The organism is Bradyrhizobium sp. USDA 4472, assembly GCF_054058595.1.
Window position 1 is genome coordinate 2,257,427 of sequence record NZ_JBSSAM010000001.1, and the last position, 18,992, is coordinate 2,276,418.

The following is an 18,992-nucleotide window of genomic DNA, read 5'->3' on the forward strand; positions in this document are numbered from 1 at the left end:
GTCGACAGGCCGCTATCTTTTCATGCGTCAGCGGGCGAGATCAAGCCGGCAGGAAAAGCGCAAAGGAGTCGTCGACGGTACGCCGAAGATGATCTCGATACAGCTTGTAGTTCGCGTGGTCCTGTGAGATCCGGCCCACAGCCGGATCGGCGATAATTCGTGCCGGTACATAGGCGATCGGCGCCGCGACCGGCGTCAGTTGCGAGCCGGCGCCGGCGCGTAGCGTCGAAATGATGCCATACATCGCGCCTGATACGGTCGGCCGCGACACCGTGATCACGCGGTGCTGGCCATGCTTGTTGATGACAAGATAGATGAAGCCGGACTGGTGCGGCACGGCAACTTCACCCGTGTGCTCATAGGCCGTATCCGTCCGCTCGCCTTCGCGGAAAACCAGCGACGAGACCTTCGGCTCCCAGACGATCTCGGTGCGGTAGGCAAAAATCGCATCCTTGTCGCCAAACGACGGACGCAGCGTGATGTAGACGCCCTCGATCCAGGTCACCGCACGATGCGAATAAGAGCCGAGACTGTCGGGCGCGACATCGCTACCAACAGCGGGCGCCGGCGCAACGATGCTCTTGCGCAAGGACACGCCCAGCGCCTGCTCCAGCCGGACGGTGGTGGCCAGCGTGAACGGGCGGCGGCCGCCGAGCGCCTTCTCGAGCGTCGACAGGCTGAGCTTGGCCTGCTCGGCCAGCGCCTGCCGCGAAATCCGGCGTCTGGCGATTTCCTCGCGGATCGTCTCCGCGACCTCCCGGCTCTGCTCGTCCGAAAGCTGCCTGTCGGAGAGCTTGTCTTGCGTCTGCATCGTTAACCCCGCTCCACGCCCGCTACTGTAGCAGGGCGGACCAATCAGCACAAAACCGGACATGACCGCCAAAGCGGCGGCCCGGGGAGGCCAACCGCGGCGGAACATTGCCGATCATTCTGCTCGCGAAATCGCCCCCGCCCGACCGATGCTCAGCGACGTCCAACACCGTTCGGGAGCAAGCCAAATGGACACTTACGACACAGTCGACAGCGACGACCACCCAGACGAGCGCCCTTGGCTCAACAGGTTGATCAAGATCGGACTTTTCCTTCTGGCGCAAAGCATTGCCGTGCTCCTGGTCAGTTTCGTCGCCCTGCTGGTGAGCTTCGAGACCTCCTGGTCGGCGACGACAGAGCAAGCGAGCCTGCTCCAGCCCGGCGACTCCAATTCCGGCACCCTCCTGCTACGGAAGGCCGGCATCACGACCGAAGCCATCCGCCTCGGGACCGATTTCGACATCACGGTCTCAGGCCCGACGCTGCGCACGCGCGTCACGCAGGTCTTTCGTAATCCGAGCAAGGCTTGGGTCGAGGCGACCTATGTCTATCCGCTCGCCAGTGACGGTGCCGTCGATACGCTGAAGATGATCGTTGGCGGCCGCATCATCGTCGGCGACATCAAGGAGCGTCAGCAGGCCCGCGTGAGCTACCAGCAGGCGCGCCGCAGCGGACAGAAGGCGGCGCTGACCGAGCAGGAACGGCCCAACATCTTCACCAATTCGGTCGCCAATATCGGTCCGGGCGAAACCGTCCTGGTGCAGATCGAATATCAGGAGCCTGTCCATCAATCCGGCAGCGAATATTCGCTGCGTGTGCCGCTCGTCGTCGGGCCGCGCTACAATCCGGCGCCGATCGTTCAGAGCGTCGACTTCGGCAAGGACGGCTCCGGCTGGGGCTCGACCAGTTCGGACCCGGTGCCCGACCGTGACCGCATCTCGCCGCCGGTTGTCGATCCCGCGAATAACGCGCCGGTCAATCCGACCAGCATCACGGTGCACCTGAAAGCCGGCTTCGCGCTCGGCGAGGTGAAGAGCCACCATCACGATGTCAAGATCGAGAGCCCTGATAACACCTCGGGCGTGGTGACGCTTGCCGACGGCGCCGCGCCCGCCGACCGCGATTTTGAGCTGACCTGGAAGCCCGCTGCCGAGAAGGCGCCGTCGGTCGGGCTGTTCCGCGAACATGTCGGCGATGCCGATTACCTGCTTGCCTTCGTCACGCCGCCGGCCGCGGAGCAAGCGACGCAAAAGCCGCTGCCGCGCGAAGTGGTGTTCGTGACCGACAATTCCGGCTCGATGGGCGGCACCTCGATCGAGCAGGCCAAGGCGAGCCTGCTCTATGCGCTGGGCCGCCTCCAGCCGGACGACCGCTTCAACGTGATCCGTTTCGACGACACCATGGACGTGTTGTTTCCGGCCTCGGTTGCGGCCGACGCCGCGCATGTCGGTGCAGCGACCTCGTTCGTCAGCGCACTGCAGGCGCGCGGCGGCACCGAGATGGTGCCTGCGATGCGCGCGGCGCTGACCGACAGGCTCGGCGACATCAACATGGTTCGCCAGATCGTTTTCCTGACCGACGGCGCGATCGGCAACGAGCAGCAATTGTTCGAGACGATCACGGCCATGCGCGGCCGCTCGCGAATCTTCATGGTCGGCATCGGCTCCGCGCCGAACACCTATCTGATGACGCGCGCTTCCGAACTCGGCCGCGGCGCCTTCACCCATATCGGGTCCGTCGAGCAGGTCGAGGAGCGCATGCGCGGCCTGTTCGCCAGGCTGGAAAATCCCGCCGTCACCGGCCTCACCGCAAAGTTCTCTCAGGCCCAAGCCGACATCACGCCCGCGATCATTCCGGACGTCTATCGCGACGAGCCGCTCGTGCTGGCGGCGAAGCTCGACAAGCTCGCGGGCTCGCTGGAGATCAAGGGGCGCGTCGGCGACCGCCCGTGGTCCGTGACGCTCCCGCTGCAAAATGCCGCCGAAGGCAAGGGCCTGTCGAAGCTCTGGGCGAGGCGCAAGGTCAGCGATGCCGAAGTGGCGCGGACGCTCCGCGAGATGACGCCTGAGGATACCGACAAGACGATCCTTGCCCTGGCGCTCGAGCATCAGATCGTCACGCGGCTGACCAGTCTCGTCGCTGTCGACAAAACGCCGAGCCGCCCCGAAGGCGCGCCGCTCGAGCTCAGCGAGCTGCCGGTCAACCTGCCTGCCGGCTGGGATTTCGCGAAAGTGCTTGGCGAACGGCCGCAGCCGACGCAATTGCGCGAACGCCACGCCGATGCGGGCCAACCTGCCGCAAGGCGACCGGCACCGGTCACATCGGATGCGATCCGCCTGCCCAAGACCGCGACCTCGGCCGGGCTGAAGATGATCGCAGGCCTGATCATGATCGTGCTCGCCTTGCTCCTGTTCCTGTTCAACCGGCGTCAGAGCTTGCTCGCTGGCGCCGCTTGAGAGAGGAGTCCCCCGAACTCCTCTTCCTTTGCGCGCGCGGCTGCCCGTCCCGAACTCAACGGCCGCGCGCGTATTTTTTCTTCTGTCACTGCGAGCGCAGCGAAGCAATGACCGTGGTGGAAGTAATGCCCCGCTCATCTCGCCCCTCATCCTCGCGCTGATCGGCGCCATCCTGTTCGGCAACGGCGCCTACATTCACGCCAAGGCCTGGCTTGCACAGGTGCTGCTGCAACGTGCGTTCGACAGCAGCATTGCGATCGGCCGACCGGTCAAACCGTGGTCGTGGGCCGACACATGGCCGGTGGCAAGGATCGAGGTGCAGCGGATCGGCGCCAGTGCCATCGTTCTGGAAGGCACAAGCGGCCAGGCGCTCGCCTTCGGGCCCGGGCACATCAGCGAGACGGTTGACGCCGGCGAGCGTGGCGTCGCCGTGTATGCGGCTCATCGCGATACCCACTTCCGCTTCTTGCGCAGGGTTGCCATTGGCGACGTGATCGACGTCACGCGCAGTGACGGCAAACGCTTTCGTTATCGCGCGGATTCCACGGCGGTCGTCCATTTCGACGCATCGGGCATCGATCCCGCGACTCAAGGCTTCGAGCTGGTGCTTGCGACTTGCTGGCCGTTTGACGCGGTCACGCCAGGCCTCGAACGCTACCTGCTGCATGCCACCTTGATCGGAGAACGTGAATAGCTGCCCGCAATCGGTCGCTCCGGTATCGATTCAGCGCTCACAACATTGCAGCCCACCGCTCATTCCGCCGTGCGGCATGCAGCGCTGCTGGTTGCCACTCCACGCAACTCCCCATACGATCAAGTGACACGCCGCCAAAAAGAACAACCGATCAAAAAGAACAACAGAAGAGGTCATGCCATGGAAGCTCGGGTCTCTGCCGCGTCGGGTCCTGCCCACCCATGGTCTCCCTCGCCCGATGCCAGCGACGTCGTCAAAGGCATCCACGCCATGCTGCATCCCCGCAACATCGTCCTGGTGGGCGCGACCGACAAGCCGGGCAATTACGCCGAGCGCATCTGGAACAATCTTGTCAAATACGGCTTCGAGGGCGGTCTCTATCCGCTCAATGCCAAGCGCGAGACCATCTGGAACGTGCCCTGCTACAAGGATTTTGCGAGCCTCCCCGAAAAGCCTGATCACGTTTTGGTGCTGGTGCCCGCACGCTTTGCCGTGCAGGTGATCCGCGACGCCGCCGCAGCCGGTGCGCGGTCCGCCACCATCGTCACCTCGGGCTTCAGCGAGCTGCAGGACGAGGAGAGCCAGAAGCTCGCCGTCGAGCTGCGACGGGCGGTGCGCGAGACCGGGCTCGCCGTCACCGGCCCGAACTGCCTGGGCAATTTGAGCGCCGGTGAAAAGCTCTTCACCAATATCGACGACCGAATCGTCACCATGGAACAAGGCCCCGTGGCGATTGCCGGGCAATCCGGTGCCATCGTGATGGCGATCCGTCAGGCGCTGGAAGATCGCGGCGTCGGCGTCGGCTACATGGTGACAACCGGCAACGAGGCCGGGCTGGAGACGCCGGACCTGATGCGCTATTTCGCCGAGGATCCGAGCATCAAGGTGATCGTGGTCTATCTCGAAGGCGTGCGCAACACCAAGGCGTTTCGCGACGCCTGCAAGGCTGCGCGCGCCGCAAGCAAACCGGTGATAGCGCTCAAGCTCGGATCGTCAGAAGGTGGCCGCGCCGCCGCGATGGCGCATACCGGCGCGCTTGCGGGCTCGATCGAGACATTCGATGCGATAGCAACCCGCGAAGGCGTGATCCGCGTGAGCGGGCTCGACGAGCTGATCGAGACTACGGAATGCTTCGTCCACGCCTCTGTCCCCAGGGGCGACCGGCTTGCGGCAGTCACGCTATCAGGCGGCAAGCGCGGCATGCTGCTGGACGCCTTCTATGCCGAAGGCCTGAATTTTGCGCCGCTGAGCCCTCATGTCAGCAGCGAGCTGGCAAAGATGCTGGGTCCCGGCTCGATCATCGGCAATCCGCTCGATGCCGGCTTTGCCGCGGTGGTCGATCCCTCCGTCTACATGAAGTCGATCAAGCTGATGATCGACGACCCTGATATCGACATCGTCATTGTCGACGCCGAGTTTCCCAAGACGCCGCACGAGCAGCGCGAGCGCAATTTGCGCACCGTCAACGACATGGCGAGCCGTGCTTCAAAACCCGTGATCTATATCAGCGCGATGTCGATCGGCTTCACCGAGTTCACCAAAGGCTTGCGCAAATCGCTGCCGCATCTCGTCGTGATGCAGGGCATGGACCGCGCGGTGACCGCGATCAAATCGCTGCTCGCCTATGCGAAGCTGCGCAAGGAAATCCCCGACATCGTCTCGAGCTCGAAGCCCGCCGCGCGCGCCGTGCTGGAGAAGGCACTGAAATCCGCGAGTGGCGCCGCGCTCGACGAGGTCGCCTCGAAGAAGCTGCTGAAAGCCTACGGTATCCCGGTCTCCAAGGAGGGAATCGCGCAGACGGCGGCGGAGGCCGTGAAGATCGCCAGGCAGATCGGCTTCCCGGTCGTCGCCAAGGTCGTCAGCGCCGAGATCCTGCACAAATCCGACATCGGCGGCGTGGTGCTGAACCTCACCAGCGCGGCCGAGGTGAAGAAGGCGTTTGCCGACATCATCGCGCGGGTGAAGAAGCTGAAGGGCAAGCCTGATGTCGACGGCATCCTGATCGCGCAGCAGGTCAAGGCCGACCTCGAGCTCGTGGTCGGCGCCTCGCTCGATGCCGAGATGGGACCCGTCGTGCTGTTCGGCACCGGCGGCATCGATATCGAGCTGATGAAGGACGTGGCATTGGCGGGCGCACCGCTGGACGAGGCCGAGGCGCGGCTCCTGATCGGCCGCACCAAGGCCGGCATCAAGATGCGCGGCTATCGCGGCAAGCCGGCATTGCACGAGGCGTCCGCCGTGAAGGCGCTGGTCGGGCTCTCCAATTTGATTGCGGACGCCGGCGACCGGATCGCGTCAATCGACGTCAATCCGTTCCTGATCAATGCCAGGACGGGTGTCGCTGTCGATGCGCTGATCGTGTTGAACAATGCCGCCGCCAAACGCGCCGCCAAGCATTGATGTGGCACGGGGGCGGATTAGCGCAGCGTAATCCGCCAACTGAAACTGATTGAGACGACGGCGGGTCACGCTCCGCTAAGCCGCCCTGCGTACCATGCGGCCTGCTTCCAACTTCCCGGCTTTGGTCGTAGAGTCACCCGCATGGCACGCGCAAGCAATCTGGTGATCGGCACGGCGACGCTGACGGTGATCGCCGTCGCGTTCGGCGGCCTACTCGGCGTGCAGAAATGGCGCGCCAGCCAGAGCCGCAGCCAGTTGCGCGTCGTTTTCGAAGGTGGTTCCGCGAGCGGCCTGCGCAGCGGCGGCCCGGTTGATTTCGACGGCGTGCCGGCTGGCCAGATCCTCTCGATCAAGCTGGAGAGTCCGCGCAAGGTCGTGGCGCTGGTGTCGCTCGACAACGCCGCGCCGCTGCGCAAGGACACAGTGGCCGGCATCGAGTTCCAGGGCCTCACCGGCGTCGCCGCGGTCTCGCTGATCGGCGGTGCCCCCTCCGCGCCGCCGGTGCCGCTCGATGCCGACGGCATCCCCGTACTGATCGCCGATCTCAGCGACGCCGAATCCATCGTCGATACGCTGCACAGCGTCGATCGCACGATCGTCAGCAATGCGCCCGCGATCAAGGATGGCCTGCGCACGTTCGAGGATCATACCGCCGATCTCAGGGGCAGGGGTGACGAGATCGACACGGTGATGCTCAAGGTCGACGATGCATTTGCCGGTTTCGACAAGGCCGTCGCCAAGATCGAGGGCGCGGTGCCCGGCTTCATCGATGGCAAGACCGACGAGTTGTTCGAAAAACTGAAGGGGCTGCACGACCTCGCCGACACCATGAAGAAGAAATCGGCGAGCTTCCTCGAAGACACAAGGCGTTCGCTGCTCGACCTCAGCGAAGCCGGCAACAAGATGAGCGGCATGCCTACAGCCGCCGTCGCTCCGCGCCCACCGCGCAAGCCGGCCCAGCAGAAGCGTTAGAGCCCACCAATTGTAGCGCACGACGCCCCTTGCCGGCATTGGAGCGCGTGACGTTCGAAAACCTCACCCGTACACAAAAGCCTTGTCATCCAGATCCGTCTTCGGGATTTCGTCCTTCTCGGTCCAGTAATCCTGACTGTGTTGCCATTCCGGCTTGTCGCCGCGCCTGGGCAGCAAGTTCATGTTGCGCATGATGTAGCCGGGGTTGAAGTTTTCCGGATCGATCCAGGGCAGGATCGGCATGTTGTGGTCTTCGGCACGCAAGGACACCTCGACCTTCTTCTTGCCCTTCGCCTTCATGTGGCCGAGCAGGCGGCAAACGAAATCCGCGACGAGATCGACGCGCAAGGTCCAGCTGGCGCGGAAATAGCCGAACACCCAGGCCATGTTCGGCACGCCCGTGAACATCATGCCGCGATAGGTGACCGTTTCGCCGAAAGCGAGCGGCTTGCCGTCAATCTCGAAGGCAATATCGCCGAGCGCCGAGAGATTGAAGCCGGTTGCAGTGATGATGACGTCGGCCTCCAGCAGCCGGCCCGATTTCAGCTGGATGCCGTTCTCGACGAAACATTCGATCTCGTCCGTGACGACGGAGGCCTTGCCACTGGCAATGCCTTTGAACAGATCGGCATCCGGCACGAAGGCGATGCGCTGACGCCACGGCCGGTAGCTCGGCGTGAAGTGCGTCTCGACGTCGTAGTCAGGACCGAGCACGGCGCTGATCTGGCCGATCAGTTCCTTCTTCACCTCCTCCGGCTTGGACAGGCAGAGCTTGGTGAACGCATCCTGCTCGAACAGAATCTTGCGGCGGACGATTTCGTGGATCCAGGCTTCGTCGACCTGGAGCCGGCGCAGTTCCTCCGCGATCTCGATGGCGTTGCGCCCCAGGCGGAAATAGGTCGGCGAGCGCTGCAGCATGGTGACATGCGCGCATTTGTCCGCGATATTCGGCACCAGCGTCGCCGCGGTGGCGCCTGAGCCGATAACGACGATCTTCTTGTCCTCGAGATCGATGTCGTCAGGCCAGGTCTGCGGATGGACGATGGGGCCCTTGAACCGGTCCGTGCCTTTCCATTCCGGCGTGTAGCCTTCCGAATGGCGATAATAGCCCTGGCACATCCAGAGAAAGTTCGCGGTAAAGGTCTTTGCCTCGCCTGTGTCGGTCGTCACCGCCTCGATGGTCCAGAGATTCTGCTCGCTGGACCAGTTCGCCGAGACGATCTTGTGCTTGTAGCGGATGTGGCGGGCGATATCGTTGTCGTCGATCACCTCGTTCATATAAGCGAGGATCTCCTCGGCCGTCGCGATCGGCGGCCCGACCCAAGGCTTGAAGCTGTAGCCGAAGGTATGGAGATCGCTGTCCGATCGAATGCCGGGATAGCGATGCGTGCTCCAGGTGCCGCCGAAGGTCGCCTGCGTCTCCAGGATGACGTAGCTCGTGCCCGGAAGCTGCTTGCTGACGTGATAGGCGCTGCCGATGCCGGAAATGCCGGCACCGACGATCAGCACGTCGAAATGTTCTGAAGCCTGTTTAGCCGAGGCGTGATTGCGAACAGCGACATTCATTGTTGATTCTATGCCTTGTCTTGGTCAGGCCGCCTTGATGGCGGCGCGTTTCCTCTGCGACGGGCAGGGTCACCCATCGCGCTTCCCTTGCAAAATGACATAGATCAAGTCGCGATCAAACTACAACGCCGCGCCCCAGCTCCGCGCCGTCTGCAAGATCCAGTCGCGATAGAGCGTCAACGGCGTGACGCCGGTCAGCCCGCCACAGCCGGCGGCGCCATTCGGCCCCGTCGACCAGCTGATGACCCCAACAAGCACGGCACGATCAGGCTTGTCCTCGAACACGGGGCCACCGGAATCGCCGGTGCAGGCGCCAATTCCGTCGCGAACGCCGTTGGTTACGGGATCGACCAGGCGAATCTGGAACGTGCCGGGCTGGCCGGTGGCAACAAGGCCGGCAACGCGAATTGCGCCACCGCTCTTGCCATCGCCGCGCATGGTGACGCCGATCCCGGCGATGGTGAAACGGCTGCCGACCTGGATTGGAATATTCGGCATTCCGACCGGCACCGTCGATTTTCCCTTGAGTGGAATTTCAAGTTGCAGCAATGCCACGTCTGCCGTGGCACGATGCGCCAGCATCGCCTGCATGTTGAAGTTCGGATGGATCGCGACCGTGCGAACGTTCAGCAATTGGGGCTGACCGTCGGCGCCGCGATCCACGATCTTGTAGTCCGCGCCGGGCTGCACACAGTGGGCGACCGTCAGCACAAGCTTCGGCGCAATCAGGGTGCCCGTGCAGAAATTGCCGCGCGAGCCGACGATGGTGACGACGGCGCGCGCAACACCTTCGGTTTGCGGCGTCCCGCCGCCGACGATGGCATGAGCGGGCATCGTGAGCAGCAGCGCGGCTGCGAGGAGAGTGACGACCTTCTTCATGGGAACATGCTCTGGCATCGGCAGGACTGGCCCTTGCCGATAGCGCATGCTAGCCCTCCTGGAAAGCAATTGACGAGGGCGGAATTGGTGGCGATCGAGGCTGTGATCTTTGATTTTGGCGGCGTGCTGACGAGTTCGCCGTTCGAGGCATTCTCGCGATTCGAAACAGAGCGCGGTCTGCCGGCCGACATCATCCGACGCACCAACGCGGCCAATCATCTGGAAAATGCCTGGGCCAAATTTGAGCGCGCCGAGGTCGATATCGAGACATTCGACCAACTGTTCGCGGCGGAATCACTCGCCCTCGGGGCGGAAGTTCGCGGCCGCGAGGTGCTGCCGCTGCTGCAGGGCGATCTGCGCCCCGAGATGGTCGAAGCGCTGAAGCGCATCAAGGCGCAATTCAAGACCGGCTGTATCACCAACAATCTGCCGGCCAATGCCATCGGCAGCATGACCGGACGCTCGCTCTACGTTGCCGAGGTTATGGTGCTGTTCGATCACGTCATCGAATCCGCCAAGATCGGCCTGCGCAAACCGGATCCGCGGATTTACCAGCTGATGGTCGAGACGTTGAAGGTCGATCCGAAGAACTGCGTTTATCTGGACGATCTTGGCGTGAACCTGAAGCCGGCGCGCGAGATGGGCATGACCACGATCAAGGTCACCAGCGGCACGCAGGCGATCGCCGAGCTGGAGGCCGCAACGGGGCTTATGCTGGGGTAGTCTATCATTCTCGTCATTTGCGAGGAGCGAAGCGACGAAGCAATGACGGCGCGTGGCGACCTCGCCTCGCGCGAACCCCTATTCCGCCGCGGCGGCGATGCGCTCTGGGAACGCAGCTGCGAGCGAGGCGCGATCCGGCTTGAGCACCCCCCGTTCGGTTATGAGGCCGGTGACGAGCCGCGCCGGTGTCACGTCAAACGCATAGTTCGCGACCGGTGAGCCCTCGGGCACGATCCGCACAGTCTCAAGCCTTCCATCCACGGTGCGGCCAGTCATGTCGGTCACTTCGGTGCCGCTGCGCTGCTCGATCGGGATGTCGCGGATGCCGTCGTCAACCGCGAAATCGATCGTCGGCGACGGCAATGCGACATAGAACGGCACGCCATTGTCGTGCGCGGCGAGCGCCTTCAGATAGGTGCCGATCTTGTTGCAGACGTCGCCATTGGCGGCGACGCGGTCGGTGCCGACGATGGCGAGATCGACCATGCCGTGCTGCATCAGGTGCCCTCCGGTATTGTCTGGGATTACCGTGTGCGGCACGCCGTGATGGCCGAGCTCCCACGCCGTGAGCGAGGCTCCCTGGTTGCGCGGCCGGGTTTCGTCGACCCAGACATGGATCTTGATGCCGCGCTCATGTGCGAGATAGATCGGCGCGGTCGCGGTGCCCCAGTCGACGGTGGCGAGCCAGCCGGCGTTGCAATGGGTCAGCACGTTGACCGTCTCGCCCGGCTTCTTCTTGGCCACCATCGCATCGATCAGCGCAAGGCCGTTGGCAGCGATGCCGCGGTTGATCTCGACGTCCTGTTCCACGATCTCGTCGGCGCAGGCATACGCCGCTTCCGCCCGTTCGACCGGATCGACCGGCGCGAGCGCCGTGCGCATCTCGTCCAGCGCCCATTTCAGGTTGATCGCAGTCGGCCGCGCCACGACCAGCGTGTCATAGGCGCGTTTCAAGCCGGCATCGGAGGCGTCCTCGCGCATAGCGAGCGCCATGCCATAGGCCGCGGTCGCGCCGATCAGCGGTGCACCGCGAACCAGCATATCCCGTATCGCGACCGCCGCGTCCTCACACGAAGTCAGGCGCGCGACGACGAAGTCGTGCGGCAGCCGGCGTTGGTCGATGGCGCCCACCGACCAGCCGTCACGCTCGCGCCAGATGCTGCGGAAATGCTTGCCGTCGACCTTCATGGCCTTCTGCCTCTCACTTCAACCGCGCAGGATGCGCCCGGCTACCGCGTCGAGTTTCTTCAGGAGTTCGGGATCGCGCGCCTCCGGCGCCGTGATCAGCGCGGTGTCGAGCGCGCGGTCCGAGCCGATCGGGCACAGCTCATGCTCGCGCGGGAAATCCCTGGCGAGTCGCGCCACGAGTGATTTCGCCTTGTCGGCGTTCGACGTCAGCACGCGGATGATGTCCTGCACGGTGACGGCGTCGTGATCGGGATGCCAGCAGTCGAAATCCGTCACCATCGCGACGGTCGCATAGCAGATCTCCGCCTCGCGGGCGAGCTTCGCCTCGGGCATGTTGGTCATGCCGATCACGGAATAGCCTGATGTCTTGTAGGTCATGCTCTCCGCATAGGTGGAGAATTGTGGCCCCTCCATGCAGACATAGGTGCCGCCGCGCGCGATCGCTATGCCCTCGGCCTCGGCGGCCGCAGCAAGGTGAATCCGCAGCCGCGGCGAAACCGGATGCGCCATCGAGACATGCGCAACGCAGCCCTTGCCGAAGAACGAGCTTTCGCGCTTGTAGGTGCGGTCGACGAACTGGTCGACGAGCACGAAGGTGCCGGGCGGCAGCTCCTCCTTGAAGGAGCCGCAGGCCGAGAGCGAGATCAGGTCGGTGACGCCGGCCCGCTTCAGCACGTCGATATTGGCGCGATAGTTGATGTCGGAGGGCGACAGCCGGTGGCCCTTGTCGTGTCGCGGCAGGAACACGATCGGCAGGCCTGCAATGGTGCCGCGCCGCACGGGTGCCGACGGGTCGCCCCAGGGGCTCTTGATCACCTCTTCGTGCGCGCCCTCGAGACCCGGCAAATCGTAGATGCCGGAGCCGCCGATGATGCCCAATACCGCCTGCGTCATGCCTGCTCCACCCTGTCCGCCTCGCGCGACATGGTTAAGCTATGCCAGTTTTGGGACGGATTTGGAACCGGGTGATGGCAAGGCGGCGATGTCGACACTGTGAGATGTGACCGGCCTCGACCGCGCATCGGTGCCGTCCGGCGAAGGCCGGGATCAAGACCGCGAATCGTTGGCCGATGCCCTTAGTCCCGAACGACCAGCCTTGGCAAACTCCCCCTGGGGGTTATGGGTCCCGGCGTTCGCCGGAACGACAGCGGACGTTAAGCCGCCTTTGCCAGCTTCAGCTGGGTTGCGACCATGCGCTCCAGCGTCGCGACGGACTGGAAATTCTCCGGCGTGATCTCGGTTTGCGGAATCGTGAAGTCGAACTCGGCTTCGACACCCAGCATCAGATTGACCATGTCCATCGAGGTCAGGCCGGCGTCGACGAGCTTCGTCGACGGTGCGACGTCCGCGGTGAGCGAGTTCTGCTCGAGGATATCTTTCACCAGCTTGATGATGCGGTTACGCACGTCAGTGTCGAAGGCCTGCATGGTTAAGTTCCCGTCTGTCCATCATAGGTCGAACCGGTCGCCCGGTACGATGGGCGCGACGGGCCGATCTCACAATGGGCGCCACCATTACTTCGCGTTTCTTAGTAAACGATGCCTCAGATCGTCTGGAATCCCGGCCTCTTCCGGATCCCTAACGCGACCGCTGAAAATCCCATCCTGCAAACAACCGGACCTTAACTGTTCATTCCGAATTGCAGTTCGTTTACCCTCTATTTGATCGACGAATTTGAATTAAATCCGTAGCCTCATCTCACAAGCAAAGAAGGTCGGAGCATCGCTGATACGCCGTCGCGAATGATGGCGGCGATCCATCACGACGCAACGGAGGCGGACGAGCATGAACGTGCGTGAAGCAGTCCTCACTGTCGACGAAGCGCAGCCGAGCCCTCTCGGGCAGGGCCCGTCATTGATCGAGCGGGCAGCGCGCACCGCAAGCGTGGCTGCGGCCGACGCCGACGGAGTGGATCGCGACGCCCGTTTCCCCCACAAGGCATTCGACGCGGCGCGTGAACAAGAGCTGCTCGGCGTCATGATCCCGGTCGAATTCGGTGGCTTCGGCGCATCGATCTATGACGTCACCGACATCTGCTACACGCTCGGGCGCGCCTGCGCGTCGACCGCGATGATCTACGCGATGCACCAGACCAAGGTCGCCTGCGTCGTCAGGCACGGCCATGGCATTCCCTGGATGGAAACCATGATGCGGCGGGTCGCCCGCGACCAGTGGCTGCTCGCCTCCTCCACCACTGAAGGCCAGAACGGCGGCAACATCCGCGCCAGCGCCGCCGCCGTCGACGTCGCCGGCGACACCGTTTCGCTGCTGCGCGACGCCACCGTGATTTCCTACGGGGCCCAAGCCGACGGCCTCGTCACCATCGCCCGCCGCGCCACCGAGGCGGCCGCCTCCGACCAGGTGCTGCTGGCGCTCGCCAAGGACGATTATTCGCTGAAGCAGACGCTGGGATGGGAAACGCTCGGCATGCGCGGGACCTGCTCGACCGGATTCGAGCTGAAGGTCGATTGCCCCGCCGACCGCGTCTTCCCGGAAGCCTATGACAAGATCCACGCGCAGACCATGACACCGTTCGCGCATCTGTGCTGGTCGTCGGCCTGGGCCGGCATTGCCGCCGCCTCGGTCACGCGTGCGCAGGCGTTCGTCCGCAAGGCCGCCCGTAGCTCCGGCGGTCAGATGCCGCCGGCGGCCGCGCATTTCACCGCCGCAAAAATGTCGCTGGCGAAGCTGCGTGCACTGATTGCCGCAAACGTCGATGCCTTCGCCCGGGTCGAACATGATGAGCGCGCGCTCGGGTCGCTCGACTTCCAGTCCTCCATCACGCTGCTGAAGGTGCAGGCCTCCGAGCTCGCCGTCGAGACAGTGATGCATGCGATGCGCACGGCGGGTCTTTCCGGCTACCGCAATGACGGCGAGTTCACCATGGGCCGCCATCTGCGCGACGTGCTGTCCTCGCCGATCATGATCAACAATGACCGCATTCTGGCCAACGCCGGCACCGCCACCCTGATGAGCGGCGTGCCGGCAAGCCTTCGTGACTAAATCAACAAGAACAATCTTCAGGTAGCAGGACATCCGACCCATGAACATCGCAGTCCTCCACGATTCACCCGAAACGGCCCCTCAGGTCGTCGATCCGCTCGATCATCTCGCCGACAAGCTGTTCCACCGCATGGGTGCGGACGGCGTTTACGCGCGCACTGCGCTCTATGAGGGTGTCGTCGAGAAGCTCGCCGCGCTGATCACGAGCAATCGCGAGGCCGGCACGGAGGTGATGCGCTTCCCGCCGGTGATGAGCCGCGCGCAGCTGGAAAAGTCGGGCTACCTCAAGAGCTTTCCGAACCTGCTCGGCTGCGTCTGCGGCTTGCACGGCACCGAACGCGAGATCAACGCCGCGGTGAGCCGCTTCGACGCCGGCGGCGATTGGACCAGTTCGCTCTCGCCGGCCGATCTCGTGCTATCGCCCGCCGCCTGCTATCCCGTCTATCCGATCGCGGCGAGCCGCGGCCAGTTGCCGAAAGGCGGCCTGCGCTTCGACGTCGCTGCCGACTGCTTCCGCCGCGAGCCGTCAAAGCATCTCGACCGCCTGCAATCGTTTCGGATGCGCGAATATGTCTGCATCGGGACCCCCGACGACGTCGCCGATTTCCGCGAGCGCTGGATGGTGCGCGCCCAGGCGATCGCGACCGACCTCGGCCTGACCTTCCGCGTCGACTATGCGAGCGATCCCTTCTTCGGCCGCGTCGGTCAGATGAAGGCGGTGAGCCAGAAGCAGCAGCAGCTCAAGTTCGAGCTGCTGATCCCGCTGCGCTCGGAAGAGCAGCCGACCGCCTGCATGAGCTTCAACTATCACCGCGAGCACTTCGGCACGACCTGGGGCATCCGGGACGCCAATGGCGAGCCGGCGCACACCGGCTGCGTCGCGTTCGGCATGGATCGCCTGGCCGTCGCGATGTTCCATACCCACGGCGCCGATCTCTCCGCGTGGCCCGGCAAAGTGCGGGACATCATGGGCATGCAGCCGCTCGCTCCGGCCGACGCCCACGGCGAAGGCTGGCGCTGAGCTGAGAGGCCGACCATTTCCACGGGCAAAACGAGCGTGATCCACACCAAGGTCCGATGTCGCGAGATCACCGAGTCCGATGTTGAAGCCATCGCGGACTTGCTGACGCGCGGCTTCGTCGGCCGCTCGCGGGATTACTGGATCCAGGGCCTGCGACGGCAAGCGTTCCGGCCGGTGCCGGACGGCTATCCGCGCTTCGGCTACATGCTGGACAACGACGGCGAGCCGGTGGGCGTGCTGTTGCTGATCTACACCACGCGCGGGCATGGCGAGGAGACCGCCATCCAGTGCAACCTTTCGAGCTGGTATGTCGAGCCGGCCTATCGCAACTACGCGCCGCTGCTGACCAAGATCGCGCAGCGGCACAAGCACGTCACCTACCTCAACATCAGCCCGGCGCCGTGGACCTGGCCGATCGTGGAGACACAGGGCTTTCGCGCTTATTGCCGCGGCATCTTCATCTCGGTGCCGGCGCTGTCGCGGGCGCCGCGCTGGAGCAAGATCGAGGTCATCTCCCAGCACGCCAAGACGATCGAGGGACTTTCCGAGGCTGAGACGGAACTGCTGACACGGCATGCGCGCTACAACTGCCTCAGCCTGATCTGCCGCACGCCGAAGGGCGTATTCCCCTTCATCTTGCAACCGGTGCGTATCCGGCGCGGTTTCATCGCACCCCCGGTGATGCAGCTGATCTATTGCCGCAGCGCGGCCGAATACGCCGCCTGCGCCGGCCGCATCGGCCGGCTGCTGCTGAGGCTCGGCAAGATCCTGGTGCTCGCCGATTCCAACGAGCCGATCCGCGGCCTTGTCGGCATTTATACCGAGCGACGCGGCCGCAAATATTTCAAGGGCCCGCACCGCCCGCGATTGGCCGATCTCACCGATACGGAACTCGTGCTTTACGGGCCATAGGCGCGGTTCTCGTTGATGTCCTCGAAAACAACCCCATGCACAGTAGAACGGGCGTTGATTTCAAAGGAGAAATTCGTCGCATCCGCCGCGAGATGGTGGACCCGGCGCAAGGGCGCCTTTGCCCACCCGACGGCACCTCACCCCGCCGCGGGTAGCGCGCTGTCCGATGTCGCGCTCCACGGCCGTTCGGCTGACGCCAATCCGATCAGCCGGCCCTGGATGTAGTCGCAACCCCAGTCGCGCAGCATGTTCGCGGCCTCCTCGTCCTGCACCCATTCGGCGACCGTCTTGATGTCGAGCCGGCGGGCGAGATCGATCAGGGTTTGCACGAAGGCACGGTCGTCGGCGGAATGGGTGATGTTCTGCACGAAGGCGCCGTCGATCTTGACGATGTCCACGCCGAGCTTGCGCAAATTGCGGAACGAGGTGTAGCCGGCGCCGAAATCGTCGATGGCGATGCGGCTGCCGAAATTCTTCAGGCGGCCGACGAAGGCGCGGACATCGTCGATGTCCTGGATCGCGACCGTCTCGGTGATCTCCACGATCAACCGCTCGGCCACGCCGGGATGGGCGCGCATCAGCGATTCGATCCCGGCCCACCAATCGGGATCCATCGTGGTATCGGGCGAAATATTCAGGCTGAGCCTGACATCCGGCGCAGCCGCGAGCTCGGCGACCACGAGCTCGAGCACGCGGTGATCGACGAGCCGGATCAGGCCGAGCCGCTCGGCCACCGGCACGATGTCGGGCGCGAGCAGCACCTGCCCGTCGCCCTGGTCCATGCGCACCAGGCATTCGTGGAACGCGCCCTCGCGCGAGGCGGCCGACACCACCGGTTCATAGGCGAGCTTGATGCGGCGTTCGTTCAGCGCGGTGACGATCTCGTCGGTGACACGGATGTTGACGCGGCGCTGTGCATCGCGCGCGGCGTCCGGGCGCCATGCCGCGAACGAACCGGCGCGGCGGCGCTTGGCGGCATCCAGCGTCTCATGGGCGCGGTTGACCGCCTCGCCGGCATTGCGGGCATAGCGCGGCAGGCTGACCGCGCCGATCGACGCGGTGACCGAAACCGGTCCCGATTTGGTCGGCACCACCTCGTCACGGATGCCGGCGAGAAATCGCTCGGCGGCAACGTTCATGTCGTCGACGGTGCAGTTCTTCAGGATCAGGCCGAACTTGTTGCCGGAGAAACGGCCGAGCACGTCACCGCCACGCAGGCGCGCGCGAATGCGCCTGGCGACATCGAGGATCACGGCATCGGCAACGTCGAAGCCGAAAGCATCGTTGACGCGGGCAAGGTGATCGATGCCGACCAGCATGAAGGCCGCGGTCGAGCGGAAGCGGGTCGTCTCCTCGATCGCTTCGGCCAGCGCCGCGAGCAGATGGGAGCGGTTGAGCTCGCCGGTCAGCGGATCGAGCCGCGCAAGCTTGGTCAGTTCCTCGTCGCGCGCGTGCCGCTCATTGTTGATGCGGACGGAGCCGATCGCACGCATTGGGCGGCCGTCGGCACTGGCGAACCAGCGGCCGGTCTCCTCGATCCAGACCACGGGATCGGACGCGCTCAGGCGCACGCCATATTCGATCCGGTAGGGCGTGCCCTCGGCGCCATGCACGGCGGAGGTTTGCGTCAGCGCGGCGCTCCGCAGCGTCTGCGCGGGCTCGATCAGCTTGGCGAACTCGGCGCCGGTCGCGAGCCGCTCGGCCGGGATGCCGGGGAAGATGGCGCCGGCCTGCTCGCCCCAGACGATGGCATCGCTGGCGATATCCCAGACGAAGACCGCCTGGCCGAGGGCGGCCAGGATCTCGGAGGCTTGCGGCAATGCTGGGGTCAAAAGCGCCTCGTTTCGGGACAGCGGGGAGTCCTGAGCCGGCACAGGATACGGCCAGATTCGTCGTCCAACCTAGGCAAAGTTCATAAACAATTTGGAAACCACGTTCCCGAAGCCCTGGGAACGGAATAGGCTCGGCCGGCATAGGCCTTGCGAGACCATCACATGCACCGGCGCCAGCGTCCCGAAATGCGCCAGTTCAACCGGATCAGCGGTGTGGCGATGGTGAATGCGGACCAGATCGAAGAAACAACGCGGGAAGCAAGTACCGCGCTGGTCCCGCTGACGCCGGTTTTGCAGTGGGTCCGCAAAATGCCGCTGACGCGACCCGATCCTAGCTTCGTCACCCAGCTGATCGCCAACGCCGAGCACCTGCCGCAGGCGAGCCGGCTGCGGCGCGGCTCCTCCGAGGACGCGCGCATGGCCTATGGCAGCAAGCGCCCGCTGCCCAGCGTCAGCGCACGTACGCGCCAGGTGGCTTGAGCAAGCGAGGCCTTCTCCCCTTCACCTCTGCCCGTTAGAGCGGGGCCGGGGAGCAC

Annotated in this window: 16 protein-coding genes; 9 read left to right on the forward strand and 7 right to left on the reverse strand. The window is 64.4% G+C overall.

Features of this window, described 5'->3' with window-relative positions:
* Positions 1 to 40: 40 nt before the first annotated feature.
* Positions 41 to 811, reverse strand: coding sequence for a helix-turn-helix domain-containing protein (locus ACVWZ4_RS10280; protein WP_456700742.1), 771 nt, complete (start codon positions 809 to 811; stop codon positions 41 to 43).
* Between the two features lie 187 nt (positions 812 to 998).
* Between ACVWZ4_RS10280 and ACVWZ4_RS10285 the strand changes: the two genes are divergently transcribed.
* From ACVWZ4_RS10285 to ACVWZ4_RS10300, 4 genes are all read left to right on the forward strand, one after another.
* A complete protein-coding gene (locus ACVWZ4_RS10285; protein WP_456740231.1) occupies positions 999 to 3,266 on the forward strand; it encodes a marine proteobacterial sortase target protein in 2,268 nt (755 codons plus the stop codon).
* Positions 3,267 to 3,348: 82 nt separating this feature from the next.
* Positions 3,349 to 3,960: a class GN sortase gene (locus ACVWZ4_RS10290; protein ID WP_456742201.1), complete on the forward strand. Its 612-nt coding sequence runs from the start codon at positions 3,349 to 3,351 to the stop codon at positions 3,958 to 3,960.
* 180 nt (positions 3,961 to 4,140) lie between these two features.
* Entirely contained in the window at positions 4,141 to 6,360 is a 2,220-nt protein-coding gene (locus tag ACVWZ4_RS10295; protein WP_456740232.1) for an acetate--CoA ligase family protein, read from the forward strand.
* A gap of 141 nt (positions 6,361 to 6,501) precedes the next feature.
* Positions 6,502 to 7,332: an MlaD family protein gene (locus ACVWZ4_RS10300; RefSeq protein ID WP_456700739.1), complete on the forward strand. Its 831-nt coding sequence runs from the start codon at positions 6,502 to 6,504 to the stop codon at positions 7,330 to 7,332.
* A gap of 63 nt (positions 7,333 to 7,395) precedes the next feature.
* On the opposite strand, the gene ACVWZ4_RS10305 is transcribed toward ACVWZ4_RS10300, so the two are convergent.
* Both ACVWZ4_RS10305 and ACVWZ4_RS10310 read right to left on the reverse strand, forming a co-directional pair.
* The gene (locus tag ACVWZ4_RS10305; protein ID WP_456700738.1) at positions 7,396 to 8,898 is read right to left on the reverse strand and encodes a flavin-containing monooxygenase; all 1,503 of its coding nucleotides are present in this window, start codon (positions 8,896 to 8,898) and stop codon (positions 7,396 to 7,398) included.
* A gap of 120 nt (positions 8,899 to 9,018) precedes the next feature.
* Positions 9,019 to 9,777 carry a S1 family peptidase gene (locus tag ACVWZ4_RS10310; RefSeq protein WP_456700737.1) on the reverse strand — a complete coding sequence of 253 codons (759 nt, stop codon included), beginning with the start codon at positions 9,775 to 9,777 and terminating at the stop codon, positions 9,019 to 9,021.
* A gap of 87 nt (positions 9,778 to 9,864) precedes the next feature.
* Here ACVWZ4_RS10310 and ACVWZ4_RS10315 point away from each other — a divergent pair, with 87 nt between their 5' ends.
* Positions 9,865 to 10,500, forward strand: coding sequence for an HAD-IA family hydrolase (locus ACVWZ4_RS10315; RefSeq protein WP_456742202.1), 636 nt, complete (start codon positions 9,865 to 9,867; stop codon positions 10,498 to 10,500).
* Between the two features lie 78 nt (positions 10,501 to 10,578).
* On the opposite strand, the gene mtnA is transcribed toward ACVWZ4_RS10315, so the two are convergent.
* The 3 genes from mtnA to ACVWZ4_RS10330 all read right to left on the reverse strand — a co-directional run bounded on the left by mtnA (position 10,579) and on the right by ACVWZ4_RS10330 (position 13,115).
* Positions 10,579 to 11,688 (reverse strand): S-methyl-5-thioribose-1-phosphate isomerase, encoded by a 1,110-nt coding sequence (gene mtnA, locus ACVWZ4_RS10320; protein WP_456763455.1) that lies wholly within the window; start codon positions 11,686 to 11,688, stop codon positions 10,579 to 10,581.
* 18 nt (positions 11,689 to 11,706) lie between these two features.
* A complete protein-coding gene (locus tag ACVWZ4_RS10325) occupies positions 11,707 to 12,582 on the reverse strand; it encodes an S-methyl-5'-thioadenosine phosphorylase (protein WP_456736634.1) in 876 nt (291 codons plus the stop codon).
* Between the two features lie 260 nt (positions 12,583 to 12,842).
* Positions 12,843 to 13,115, reverse strand: a complete 273-nt coding sequence (locus ACVWZ4_RS10330; protein WP_456700733.1) for a phosphopantetheine-binding protein — start codon at positions 13,113 to 13,115, stop codon at positions 12,843 to 12,845.
* Between the two features lie 358 nt (positions 13,116 to 13,473).
* Here ACVWZ4_RS10330 and ACVWZ4_RS10335 point away from each other — a divergent pair, with 358 nt between their 5' ends.
* The 3 genes from ACVWZ4_RS10335 to ACVWZ4_RS10345 are packed head-to-tail and all read left to right on the forward strand — an operon-like array spanning position 13,474 to position 16,624.
* On the forward strand, positions 13,474 to 14,691 hold the full coding sequence (locus ACVWZ4_RS10335; protein ID WP_456700732.1) for an acyl-CoA dehydrogenase family protein: 1,218 nt from the start codon (positions 13,474 to 13,476) through the stop codon (positions 14,689 to 14,691).
* A 40-nt stretch (positions 14,692 to 14,731) separates the two neighbouring features.
* Positions 14,732 to 15,712, forward strand: a complete 981-nt coding sequence (locus tag ACVWZ4_RS10340) for an amino acid--[acyl-carrier-protein] ligase (RefSeq protein WP_456740235.1) — start codon at positions 14,732 to 14,734, stop codon at positions 15,710 to 15,712.
* Positions 15,713 to 15,748: 36 nt separating this feature from the next.
* Complete coding sequence (locus tag ACVWZ4_RS10345) at positions 15,749 to 16,624, forward strand: acyl-CoA acyltransferase (protein ID WP_456700730.1); 876 nt, start codon at positions 15,749 to 15,751, stop codon at positions 16,622 to 16,624.
* 137 nt (positions 16,625 to 16,761) lie between these two features.
* Here the strand turns inward: ACVWZ4_RS10345 and ACVWZ4_RS10350 are convergent, their stop codons facing one another.
* Complete coding sequence (locus ACVWZ4_RS10350; RefSeq protein WP_456740236.1) at positions 16,762 to 18,456, reverse strand: EAL domain-containing protein; 1,695 nt, start codon at positions 18,454 to 18,456, stop codon at positions 16,762 to 16,764.
* Positions 18,457 to 18,675: 219 nt separating this feature from the next.
* On the opposite strand from ACVWZ4_RS10350, the gene ACVWZ4_RS10355 reads away from it, so the two are divergent.
* On the forward strand, positions 18,676 to 18,936 hold the full coding sequence (locus tag ACVWZ4_RS10355; protein ID WP_456738256.1) for a hypothetical protein: 261 nt from the start codon (positions 18,676 to 18,678) through the stop codon (positions 18,934 to 18,936).
* Positions 18,937 to 18,992: the final 56 nt, after the last annotated feature.